This is a genomic window from Bacillus sonorensis NBRC 101234 = KCTC 13918, assembly GCF_001592005.1.
Taxonomy (GTDB): Bacteria; Bacillota; Bacilli; order Bacillales; family Bacillaceae; genus Bacillus; species Bacillus sonorensis.
Genome location: NZ_BCVZ01000008.1, coordinates 80233 through 92365, shown reverse-complemented (window position 1 = coordinate 92365; position 12133 = coordinate 80233). Strand labels below are relative to the sequence as shown.

General features: G+C 44.9%; 9 protein-coding genes and 3 pseudogenes. 8 read left to right on the top strand and 4 right to left on the bottom strand.

From position 1 onward, the window contains the following. Nucleotides 1-86 precede the first annotated feature (86 nt). Together BTR1S_RS11525 and BTR1S_RS11520 are read left to right on the top strand one after the other, a co-directional pair. The gene (locus BTR1S_RS11525) at nt 87-422 is read left to right on the top strand and encodes a PadR family transcriptional regulator (RefSeq protein ID WP_006637713.1); all 336 of its coding nucleotides are present in this window, start codon (nt 87-89) and stop codon (nt 420-422) included. Nucleotide 423: 1 nt separating this feature from the next. After that, nucleotides 424-945, top strand: coding sequence for a DUF2812 domain-containing protein (locus BTR1S_RS11520; RefSeq protein WP_029419292.1), 522 nt, complete (start codon nt 424-426; stop codon nt 943-945). Between the two features lie 124 nt (nt 946-1069). Here the strand turns inward: BTR1S_RS11520 and BTR1S_RS23720 are convergent. Both BTR1S_RS23720 and BTR1S_RS11515 read right to left on the bottom strand, forming a co-directional pair. Beyond that, nucleotides 1070-1247, bottom strand: a pseudogene (locus tag BTR1S_RS23720) (sigma factor-like helix-turn-helix DNA-binding protein); the annotation flags it as partial. A gap of 88 nt (nt 1248-1335) precedes the next feature. Then, nucleotides 1336-2229: pseudogene (locus BTR1S_RS11515) on the bottom strand (gluconate:H+ symporter); the annotation flags it as partial. Between the two features lie 313 nt (nt 2230-2542). Here BTR1S_RS11515 and BTR1S_RS11510 point away from each other — a divergent pair. Then, nucleotides 2543-2932, top strand: coding sequence for a tautomerase family protein (locus BTR1S_RS11510; RefSeq protein WP_006637709.1), 390 nt, complete (start codon nt 2543-2545; stop codon nt 2930-2932). Nucleotides 2933-3607: 675 nt separating this feature from the next. Beyond that, a pseudogene (locus tag BTR1S_RS11505) lies at nt 3608-5387 on the top strand (acid phosphatase). Between the two features lie 196 nt (nt 5388-5583). Here the strand turns inward: BTR1S_RS11505 and BTR1S_RS11500 are convergent. Then, nucleotides 5584-6378 carry an SDR family NAD(P)-dependent oxidoreductase gene (locus BTR1S_RS11500; protein WP_029419293.1) on the bottom strand — a complete coding sequence of 265 codons (795 nt, stop codon included), beginning with the start codon at nt 6376-6378 and terminating at the stop codon, nt 5584-5586. A 72-nt stretch (nt 6379-6450) separates the two neighbouring features. After that, nucleotides 6451-7464 (bottom strand): AraC family transcriptional regulator, encoded by a 1014-nt coding sequence (locus BTR1S_RS11495; RefSeq protein ID WP_029419294.1) that lies wholly within the window; start codon nt 7462-7464, stop codon nt 6451-6453. Between the two features lie 757 nt (nt 7465-8221). On the opposite strand from BTR1S_RS11495, the gene rhaB reads away from it, so the two are divergent. The 4 genes from rhaB to rhaM are packed head-to-tail and all read left to right on the top strand — an operon-like array spanning nt 8222 to nt 12109. Beyond that, nucleotides 8222-9685 (top strand): rhamnulokinase, encoded by a 1464-nt coding sequence (rhaB, locus tag BTR1S_RS11490; RefSeq protein WP_029419295.1) that lies wholly within the window; start codon nt 8222-8224, stop codon nt 9683-9685. Continuing rightward, nucleotides 9669-10931, top strand: a complete 1263-nt coding sequence (gene rhaA / locus BTR1S_RS11485; protein ID WP_029419296.1) for an L-rhamnose isomerase — start codon at nt 9669-9671, stop codon at nt 10929-10931. The genes rhaB and rhaA overlap by 17 nt, the downstream gene beginning before the upstream one ends. Nucleotides 10932-10947: 16 nt before the next feature. Further along, nucleotides 10948-11769 carry a rhamnulose-1-phosphate aldolase gene (rhaD, locus tag BTR1S_RS11480; protein WP_006637703.1) on the top strand — a complete coding sequence of 274 codons (822 nt, stop codon included), beginning with the start codon at nt 10948-10950 and terminating at the stop codon, nt 11767-11769. Between the two features lie 25 nt (nt 11770-11794). Continuing rightward, a complete protein-coding gene (gene rhaM, locus BTR1S_RS11475) occupies nt 11795-12109 on the top strand; it encodes an L-rhamnose mutarotase (protein WP_006637702.1) in 315 nt (104 codons plus the stop codon). Nucleotides 12110-12133 lie beyond the last annotated feature (24 nt).

The window sequence follows — 12133 nt, the reverse complement described above, 5'->3', positions numbered from 1 at the left end:
AATATCGTATTGACAAATCAAAAGGAAAATTCTATTATATCAATAAGTGATATATCAGTTATTGATATAAGAAATGAGGTGACCACTTGCCAAAGCAGCGTTCACAGGAAATGGATCAGCTCACCGATCCAGCGTATTACATCGTCTTAACATTGCTAGAACCAAAACATGGATATTCCATCATGCAGGAAATAGAGGAGATGACCGACGATTCATTTGCTATCGGTCCGGCTACTCTATACACACTGTTAAAGAAATTACTTCAAGCAGGGGTCATTCAACTTGTAGACAACGACAACCCGCGCCGCAAAGTATACCAAACAACTCTGCACGGCCGAGAATTATTAAAAAAAGAAATTCAACGCAAAAGAGTGATGGCTGAGCACGGAGAGCTCGCTTTTCAACAATTGAAAGGGGATTAATATGAAACAAAAAAAATATATCATGTCCGATGGCTTGGCCTTTTCAGAAGAAAAAGATATGAAAAAACTCAGTGATATGGCCAGCAAAGGCTGGGTGCTCGACTCATTTGCATTTATGGGGTATAGGCTAAAAAAAGCCGAGCCGAAGAATTTGACGTACAGTATTGATTATCAGGATATTGATGAAGACGGCTTTGAGGATTATATAGAAACGTTTGAAGCCGCAGGATGGGCACATATATGCTCTTACCACGGGATGCACATCTTCGTCGCTGAGCCGGGGACTTCTCCGATATATACTGATCGATCAACCCTGATTGAAAAGTATAAGAGAAGTGAAAAATCCGTTCGACATGTCACTATTACCTTGGTTTGCTTAACTCTTTTAACAGCAATGCTTCATTACATAACTGGCATATCAAAGTGGGTGCCTTTGATATGCTTTGTCGTAGCCTTACCGTTTATCCTTACATTTGTTGCGGCAATAGGAAGAATATTTGGAAAATGGGGAAAATCAGTGTGACTTCTTTTCGCACTTGACCGGTTTCCCACGAGGAATTTTTTTATTTTATGGTAGATCTATATAAATATTAGAATACAAAAAGAGCTAGGGTTTTATTATCCTAGCCCTTATTCTTATTATCTCTTCATTTGCGATTTGTCCTCTTCAGCATCTTCTCCTCAGCCCGATAAAAAAACATCTTCATCAGCGCCCGTTTTTTCGATCCGGGACACATAGCCCCGCGGGATCCCGAACGCCTTGGCGAACTCGTGCTGTGTTTTCTCTATCTTCAAAGCAAGGCCGAAGCGGCCGACGATGAATTGATCCGGCGCCGATTGATTTTATCAGGGAGTTCTTTATAAGGCTCTTGTTTAAAAACTTCAATATGTTCCGCCCGTCCTGCACTAGTTCTTATGAAATCAACAATCCCGCCAATAGGACGCAGCCAAGCCCTGTGACAGAAAGCACCGTCGTCAAAAGCGTCCATGTTTGAAATGTCTCCATCATAGTCAGTCCGAAAAATTCTTTTACCATCCAAAAGCCGGCATCGTTTACGTGGCAGGCAATCACGCTTCCCGCCCCGGTTGCCAGCACCATCAACCCTGGATTTACATCCCCCGCCGTCATGAGGGGAGCAGCCATTCCCGCAGTGGTCAGCGCCGCCACTGTGGCAGAGCCTAAACAAAGCCGGGGAACGGCAGCAATCATCCACGCAACTAAGAGAGGCGACATAGTTGTCCGGCTGAACAGATCGGCAACATAATCACCGACGCCGCCGTCAATAAGCACCTGTTTAAACGCTCCGCCGCCTCCTATGATTAATAACATCATGGCAATTTGTGAAATCGACTGCGATAAAGATTCTCCAATTTCCTGCATCGAAATCTTGCGCGCATATCCCATTGTATAAATGGCAAGCAAAAGAGAAATCAGCATAGCGGTTCCCGGCGTACCGATAAATTCAATGATTTCTTTTCCTTTCGAATCTCCTTTAAATACGAAAGAAAAAATAGTTGCGACAGCCATAAAGATAACCGGAAATAATGAGGTGACCACACTGATGCCAAATCCCGGTGTTTCCTCAAGCTGAAATGTCTTTCTCGGCCCTAAAGCCGATAAATTTCCGCTCTTTTGATACGCATTCGGAAACCTCTTCATCGCGAATTTGTTAAATAACGGACCAGCGATCACAGCCGTCGGAATTGCGATGATGATACCGAGCAGCAGCACTTGCCCGATATTCGCGCCATAAGCGACAGAGATAGCGGTAGGAGCCGGATGCGGAGGCAGGAATCCGTGAGTAACGAGCCGAAAGAAAACGCTTTCGTAGAATATCAAAAAAATATTTTATGATTATATGATTGTCACTTGTTGGTTAACTGTTATTTACATACTAATCTCCTAAGGAATTAATGTCAACTGATTTTTGGAAAACTCTTGTGGATAACAAAATGATAAGTTGATAAAATGTTGATTATATTTTGGTTATATGTTATGTTTTTATCAGTTTGATCTATCCATTGTCTTGTAAATCGAAACAATGGATCAAGGGCGGAAAAAAACCGAACCTTTGATTTCTTGAGCAAGATCAAAAATGATGAAGGAGAGAGTATACAACATGCCATTATTACGTTTCGATCTAATCGAAGGCCGCGATGAAAAAGCATTAAAAACATTGTTAGATACCGCCCACTGCGCGATGGTAGAAGCGTTTAACGTTCCGGAGAGAGACCGCTATCAAATTGTACATCAGCACCCGGCGAATGAGCTCATTATCCAGGATACAGGCTTGGGGTTGAATAGATCTAAAGATTTGGTTGTGATCAGCATCACCAGTAAAACAAGAACGAAGAGCCAAAAAGAGAAATTGTACGCTTTGCTGGCTGAAAAGCTTGAAGCGGAATGCGGTATTTCCCCAGAAGATGTAATGGTGTCCATTACCGAAAATGGTGATGCCGATTGGAGTTTCGGGCTTGGCGAAGCGCAGTTTTTAACTGGAAAGCTGTAAGCCCTCGAAAGGAATTTACCGGGGGCTTAAAAGAGACGCTTCCATCCTTCGTAAAAATTTACAGCTGCGATCAGAACCCTTTTTCTTTTCAGGGTTCTTTTTTTACGTTCACTTGCTTTTCGCTGGGGAAATGGGGGGGCTCTGTGATTTACAACATGCCGGTATTATTTTTGGCATGATGCCTTTGTCCTGGATCGTTTTCTCATCACCCGTGACCTTTTAAGGAACATATTATTGGTTGATCAAAGGTGGAAATGGATCTATGTCATTGTAGATTTTTAATGGAATGAAGAGCTATTCGTTGTGAGCTGCTGACGGGAAGTCAGCGGCTTTTCGCCCTCTATAAATTTCTTCTGTTTCTCCTTCTCAGCCTGTCAGCGCGCTTCACAATCCGGGGAAGATCCAGCGCTCCTATGCGATTTTGCGACCGGATTTTCCCTTCTTCGAATCAAGGGCCGAAGGTGACTTTTTCTAGCTCAGGCCCGAGCTGTATGTGCCGATGACGTCTTTGTTTACCGGTTTTAAGACTAAAGGTTAATGTTGGAGGGAGAAGCTGAAAAATATAAACAAAATATTAATGAAATAACACGATTTCATTAACAAATGTAAGTTACGATCATAGATAACTAATAGCTTTTTGGAGATAGAATGAAGAGCAAGGGGGATATGATGTAAATGAAATTACCAAGGATGAGGAAGCATTTATTGGTGGCTGTATGTTCTCTGGCACTCTTGCAAAGTTCCCTGAGTGTAGGCAATGCGGGCGCAACAGCTAAAGCAAAAACAGTAGCCCCGCCGACGCCGCCCCCTGCAGGATATTTCGCAGATCATTACAAAAATAACAGCTCTGCTAATATTACAGTGAATTCTAATCCGGTGATCGGGGTACTTTCCGGATTTAATAAGCTTTGGACTCCCGGAAGTACCTGGAATAGCGGTACCAAACTGAACAGCAGCGTGTTGGATGCCAACATTCAAAAAGTTGTTGACATTGCTGAACGCCGTACTTTTAGTGAGGAAAATGCTGCATATTTTGATGATCGCAGGAATCAGAGCTACAGTGTGATTGACGGTCTTGGTCCGCTTACCGATGTATATCGGATGAATGCGGGAGCCACGACAACGATCAACAGTATCCCGGCAGATGCCTTGATTAAAAAATATGATGATAAAGGAACCAATGCAGGCAGTACGGGTTCTCATCTTGGAAACATCGTGGGCTTGGTCAATACTTTACGAGGTACTTATTCTTCAGCAAACCCGGCTAAGGGATACTTTAATTATCCCCGTCCGTTTCGCTGGAAAAGCAATTCAGTCATTGTACCAACCCTTGTTCCCGCTATAAATCCTGATCCTAGCAAAGATGGAGGGTTTCCCAGCGGACATACGAATGCCGCATATCTCAGCGCTTTTGCTATGGCCTATGCCATCCCGGAGCGTTATCAGGAACTGCTTACCAGGGCTTCGGAACTCGGCCATAACCGTATTGTTGCCGGGATGCATTCCCCGCTTGATGTAATGGGAGGACGTGTAATGGGAACCGCATTGGCGGCCGCTATCCTATCTGATCCAGCCAATGAAAGGTTGAAAAAGGCTGCTTATGCTGAAGCCCGCAGCAAGTTGTTAACGCAAACCGGGACAGCGGAAGACCGGTTCAGCGATTATCACGCGAATAAAAAACAATATATCCAACGACTGACATATGGATTTGGCCAAATTCATCGGCCAACTAAACCGATGGCGGTTCCTAAGAGAGCTGAAGTCTTGCTGGAAACACGTTTTCCATACCTTGACAACACGCAGCGCCGGTGGATTTTAGCCACTACCGGTCTTCCTTCCGGCTATCCTGTTCTTGATGATGCTGAAGGGTGGGGACGGCTTGATCTCTTTTCCGCCGCCGATGGGTATGGCGCTTTTGCCAAAGATGTTACCGTGACCATGGATTCTTCCAAAGGCGGCTTCCATGCGTTGGATCGCTGGCGCAACATATCTCCGGTACTGGAAAGCTGACAAAAAAGGGGACAGGCACTTTAAAGCTGGAGGGGAACAATACATATTCCGCGGTACGCGGATTGATCAGGGAACACTTGAAGGCGACTCGAAGACAGCCTTTGGGAGAGGCGATGTTTCAAACAACGGAGGCACCCTGAAAGAAGAAGTGTCAGGAAAACTGATCATCGGGGGAGACTACAAACAATCTGCCAAGGGTATACTTGAGCTCAATCTTCGCGGTAAACAAGATCTGCTCAACATTAAGGGCAAGGCAAAAATGAAAGGGACATTGCGTCTCCGTTTTTCGGACCATTACGTACCGGCTGATGGGTCCACGATCATCACCTATCATAAGCGTCATGGCTCATTTTCCTCAATCGAGACCGTGGGGTTGCCAAGCAAGTACAAAGTGAAATCAATCTATAAGTCCAACAGTATCCAATTAAAAGTCAAAGCAAAATAAGTTTGCGTCCCAAGCACCTGCTATCCTAAAAAAGAGCAGGTGATCATGGTGTGTTGCCGAGGAGTTCACTCCATAAAGAATATGTTTTCAAGCTGGTGGTTATTGCCACCAGCTTGTTTTATGATTATCGGTGCTCATGATGATTGATGATGCCGGTGACAGGCTGACGGATCGCCTGAAAACCCAAAGCCCTTGATTAAAAAATAGTCGGCACCATTCCGCCATCCATACGGATTGGAGAACCTTTAAATGCGGATGCATAAGGACTGCATACAAATGCAGCCAGCCTGCCTATTTCAAAGGGCTTAATAAATCGCTGTATTTCAGATTGGGGCAGGTTTGCCGCCATAAATTCTTTCTCTTTTTCTGAAAAAGTCATCTTTTCATTAGGATACAAACCCTCAATGATTTGCTGCACATTTTCAGAGAGTGTCGGTCCTGGCATGATCGTATTGACTGTCACTTCTGTTCCTTTTGTTAATTTAGATAAACTTTTTGATAATGATAATAGCATTGATTTTGTCATACAATACTGAGGCATTTGTCCTGAAGGCATAATGGCTTCTTCACTCGCGATAAAGATAATGCGGCCATCATTATTCTTCAGCATTTTAGGTAAATAATATTTAGACAAGCCGTTTGCGGCAAGAACATTAGTGCGAAAGTATTTTTCCCATACTTCATCGTCAACGTCTTCATATTTCATCATTTCATAAATACCCATATTGTTAACTAAAATATCAATGGCAGGGTATTTTTCAAATAAAGCTTCTCTCTGCTTCATATCCACAATATCGGCTGCGGCATTTTGAGGAGAGGTAGCAGGGAAATCCGCTTTTATTTCATTGACAGTGCGTTCTACCTCTTCACTATTTCGTCCATTAATCAGGACATGGACACCTTCTTTGGCAAGTTCAATGGCAATTGCTTTGCCTATGCCTTTCGTTGATCCTGTGACTAAAGCTGTTTTATTGCGTAATCCCATATCCATCATCAATTTCTCCTTTTGATTATGATTTATCCTTCTTTAAATATAGTGTTGGCAAATTATTGTAGGACAAAGTCAATTGATCGGGTTTGTACCTAAATGTTCAGTGCGCCAATTTGAAGGAGTATCGCCTTCCCAAAGGCGGAAGGCCCGGTAGAATGAGTTCTGGTCTTCATATCCAATCAGAAAGGCCACTTCTTTAATATCGAGCGAGGGGTCTGCCAAGTACTCTCGTGCCTGCTCATGCCGGACTTGTGTCAACAGGTGCTTGAAACTCGTGCCTTCGTCGGTAAGCCGGCGCTGTAAGGTGCGATCGCTCATCCCCAACTCGCTTGCGACAGTCTGAATGTCGGGGCGTCCTGCTGTCAGGCTCCGTTTCATGATCCATTTGACCATCTCGGTGATTGAGAGGCTGTGTTTCTGCTCATCCAGCGATTGGTCCAGCGCGGGAGTCAGAATCTCCAGCAGCTCTGCGTTGTACGAGACAAAGGGGCGGTCCAGATCTCCTCGATGCAGCGTCAACCGGTTACAATTGGCACCAATCCGGATACGGCAGCCGAAGTAAGCTTCAAGCGCCTGTACGTCGCCCATTGAGTGCGAAAATTCGACGAGCCTCGCCGTCAAAGGTTGACCTGTGCCCCGGCGGCCAAGCTCCAGAAGAAATGCCAGTGTGATACCAACCAGCATCGGCGGACCGGCTTGCTCGGTATTCAACCATTCCAGTTCGATTGTACAGTGCTCGCCTTCCTCGGTGATGCGCAAGCTTTCGGGAGGGCACAGTTGTTTGTACCGGGCCATTCTCTTTAGAGCGTCGCGGTAGTCACGAGCATGGTAAGTCGCTAAGACGGCCGGCGGATAATGTGTTGTTTCAAAGGCGGTCACAAGCTCGATGATTCCTTTGGCCGTGTCATCGATGAGATCTGAATAAGCCTGCCAGATCGCGAAATATTGGGTGGTGGTGACAACTGGTTCAGTGATAATGGTGAGCGGCAGCCGTGCTTTTCGAACCACATCATGGGCGGCAATCCCTAACTGGCGCAAGCCTGTCCAAAATCCTGCCGGGATTTTAATACGAGCATGAGACGTCATACATATGAGCCCTCCTTTTGCTTTTTGTTGTGAGTGCGTTCCACCATGTTGACGGGACAGTTTTAACTTTACCTATCCAATGTCGCTCTGTAACTAGCAAAAGGCGACATTTTACTTGCCGATTACGCCGGATATGTCTGTCAGGAACACTAAGGCGGCAACAACCAGCTTCTACCGCTATATTCGGTGCATCTATTCTATCATTATCTATTCATATAGGTTCGCCCATCTTAACTAAAGATGTCGTTAATCAAACAAGACCTTTTGTTTAATACTGATTGTGGAAGTCCAATCCCGTGTTCGGTCATGATTGCAAGCAATTCGGTCGGTTGACTTCTGCATTTAGTCTACCATTGACACTGCTTGCTTATTAAGTTAAATAAACTTGATTCCATTCACTCCTCTTATTTTCCATCGAAATGAATCTTTAATATTTCTTTGTTACATCACTTAAGAAAAAGGCAATCGAATACAAGAGGAATACCCATAGAGGATATTTCTGGATGGAAGAGGGAAAGGGGAGTTGTGTGTGTGAGACTGCCGAAACAGCATCCCATACTTAGTATCAGATCAAAGTGACATGGTTATGACTTTTAGACTGGATCACTCTGTTTTTTTCTTTGTTTAATAAAAAATACACATAAAATACAAACAAAACAAAAATAATAGTGTTGATTTATTTTTGTTTTGGGATTAATCTAGACTTGCAGGCTACAATACACATTCCTCAAGATGTGAAAGGTAAGGTGAGAGCGGAATGAATCATGTATATGTCTCTGTTGATATAGGTGCTTCCAGCGGACGACTCATACTCTCCAGCATGGAGGAGGGAAAACTGCAGCTGCAAGAGGTTCACAGGTTCGCCAATGGCTTCACCAACCACCATGGAAAATGTGTTTGGGACATAGACCACTTGTTGACGGAGACAATTAAAGGACTGGCGATTGTAAAATCTCGTGGGCATAACAGTTGTATGGTAGGAATTGATACGTGGGCAGTTGATTATCTCCTTCTTGGCGATGATGGAAAGCGCTTGCAAGAAGCCGTTTCTTATCGGGATTCACGTACGGCGGAAACGATGGGAAAGGTGTTCAACAGAATTTCGCAGGAAGAAATTTACCGCAAGACAGGCATCCAGTTTCTTCAATTCAACACGTTGTATCAATTGTATGAAGAAGAAAAAGATAAGCTTGCACAAACCAAGCAAATTCTCTTAATTCCCGACTATCTGAATTACCGGCTTACCGGAAAAGCAGTTAATGAGGTAACAAACGCCTCGACAACGCAACTCTTTAATTTGCAAACAAAAACATATGACGAGGAACTGTTAAAGGTTATCGGCTTAAAGCCGGATCAGTTTCCTGAGATTGTGGAGCCAGGCACATTCATCGGTAAGTTGGATCCAACCTTGTTCCCTTCTTACGACCTTCCTGATTGCGACGTGTATACTGTAGCTTCCCACGATACGGCATCGGCTGTTGTCGGAACCCCCGGAGATGGAAACAATTGGGCTTTCCTTAGCAGTGGCACCTGGTCTTTGATCGGGATTGAATCGGTATATCCCATTGTAACCGAAGCGGCTTTCAAGGAAGCTTTTACGAACGAAGCCGGAATGAACGGTACGACGCGTTTTCTCAAAAATATCATCGGTATGTGGGTGATGCAGGAAATCCGGAAAATACTGCCGCAAGATTACAATTTTGATAGATTCGTTGCTGAAGCGAAAAAGGAAAAGCCATTTCAGCAATTTGTTAATTTCAATGAAGACCGCTTTTTGAATCCACACAATATGGTCGCTGAGATACAAGCATACTGCGCCAGAACAAATCAGAAGGTTCCGGAAACGGCGGGTGAGCTTGCGGGATGTGTTTACTCGAATCTGGCCATTATTTATGCCATTGTTTTGAACAAGCTTACTGAGCTGACAGGCAAATCCATTGAAACCGTTCATATTGTCGGGGGCGGGGCAAAAAACGCTTATCTAAACCAGCTGACCGCTGATGTAAGTGGAAAAACCGTCTATGCAGGACCTGCAGAGGCAACGGCGATAGGCAATGTGCTGGTGCAGATGATGGCGGCTGGCGAGGTGGCAACGCTCGAGGAAGCAAGACGGCTCATCCGGAGTTCATTTGAAATAAGCAAGTTTGAGCCTCGGGCTCTGGAGCGCGAAAAACTGATAAAACAATTTAAGGAGGTAACAAATGATGAGTACGTTGATTAATCAAAACTATCAGCAGGCAAAAGAGTTGTATGCGTCTCATGGAATTGACACAGAGGAAGTGATCAAGAAGTTAGCGGATGTCAAAATCTCAATGCATTGTTGGCAAGGTGATGATGTACGCGGTTTTATGAATCAAGACCAAGAATTGACCGGCGGGATCTCTGTTACAGGCAACTATCCAGGGGCGGCGACCACTCCAGAAGAGCTGCGGCAGGATCTGGAAAAAGCATTCTCGCTTATTCCCGGAAAGCATAAGCTGAATCTGCATGCGATTTACATGGATACAGAAGAAAAAGTTGATCTTCATGAAATCGAACCCCGTCATTTTGAAAAATGGGTATCTTGGGCAAAAGAACAGGGATTGGGGCTTGACTTTAATCCAACATGTTTTTCACATTCGAAATCGGCTGATGGGTTTACATTGAGCCACCCAAATCCGGACATTCGTTCATTCTGGATTGAACACTGCAAGCGGGCCAGAAAAGTAGGGGAATACTTCGGAAAAGAAACGGGGCAAACATGTATTACAAACGTCTGGATTCCTGACGGATTCAAGGATGTCCCGGTAGACCGTTTGGGGCCTCGGAAGCGTCTTGAATCGGCACTGGATGAAGTGTTCGCTGAAAAAATTGATGAACGCTATAATCTGGATGCCGTAGAAAGCAAGCTGTTTGGGATCGGTTCCGAAAGCTATGTGGTCGGTTCGCATGAATTTTATATGGGATATGGTTTAACCCGCAACAAGATGATTTGCCTGGATGCTGGACACTTCCACCCAACAGAGGTCGTATCCAACAAACTTTCTGCTTTGTCTCTATTCGCTAGCGGGATGCTGCTGCATGTGAGCCGTCCTGTACGCTGGGACAGCGACCATGTTGTTACGCTGGATGACGAACTGCTTGAAATCGCACGTGAACTTATCACACATGATCTGCTGTTCAAGACGGCGATCGGCCTTGATTTTTTTGATGCAAGTATTAACCGGATTGCCGCATGGGTTATCGGAACACGGAACATGCAAAAAGCGTTGCTGCGCTCTATGCTTGAACCGGCCGATCAGTTGAAGCAGATGGAGCTTGCGGGTGATTATACATCGCGTCTCGCGCTGCGTGAAGAATTGAAAATGTATCCGTTTGGCGCGGTATGGGATTACTTCTGCGAGCAGCAAGGTGTCCCAGTGCGTGGGCAATGGCTACAGGAAGTTAAACGGTATGAAGAAAGCGTATTGAAACAGAGAGCGATTTGAAGGGGGATTTAGGGTTATGCTGCTGGATATTTTAACTGCACCATTTATGAAAGAAATGACGAAAACCACCTCTAACTTGTACCGTTTGGGTTGGGATGAACGAAATGGGGGAAACATCAGTTATTTGCTGAGCGAAGAAGAACTGGCTCCATATCTTGATCTAAACAGCGTGAGACGGGTTGTTCCAATGAAATTTGACGCTTCCGCTCTGGCAGGACGTTATTTTATCGTAACCGGGTCAGGAAAGTACTTTAAAAACGTGATTGATACGCCTGCCCTGAATGTTGGAATCATCCGTATTGCCAAAGACGGCTGCGCTTACGAACTATTGTGGGGCCTTGAAGACGGCGGACTGGCAACAAGCGAGCTTCCGACTCACTTGATGAACCATGCGAAGCGTTTGTCTGTTGACCCAACTCACCGCGTAATTATTCATTGTCATGCTACCCATTTGATTGCGATGACATTTACGCATGATCTTGATGAAGTAAAGTTTACACGCACGTTGTGGCGAATGTGCACGGAATGCCTTGTGGTGTTTCCGGAAGGTGTCGGAGTCATTCCTTGGATGGTGCCTGGTACGGATTCGATCGGGAAGGCAACTGCCGAGAAAATGGCCGATATGCGCATTGTCCTATGGCCTCATCATGGCATCTTCGGGGCAGGGCCAACAATGGATGATACGTTCGGCTTAATCGAGACCGCTGAAAAAGGGGCTGAAGTATATACAGCCGTTTGCTCCCAGGGCGGTATTAAACAAACCATTACAGACCGCCAGCTTCAGGACTTGGCGGACGCATTTCAAGTTACGCCCCGCGCAGGAGTTTTAAATGTTTAATTCATTTTGACAGGAGGAATGCCGTTTGATCCGCACAGCGAGTATCATGTATCTTTTTCCGGAACATTATGATGAATATGCGAAGCGTCATGATGAATTGTGGCCTGAAATGAAGAAGGAACTGAAGGCTCATGGCGCACATAACTACAGTATCTTTCTGGACGAACAGTCCGGTCAGCTGTTTGCTTACTTGGAAATTGAGGACAAAGACAAATGGATGCAAATCTCTGATACGGCAATCTGCCGTAAATGGTGGGATTACATGGCGCCGTTAATGAAGACGAATGTGGACAACAGCCCGGTTTCGACAGATTTAAAACAGGTATTTTATTTGCGGTAATTTATTTTCCGTGTTCCCGCTTCG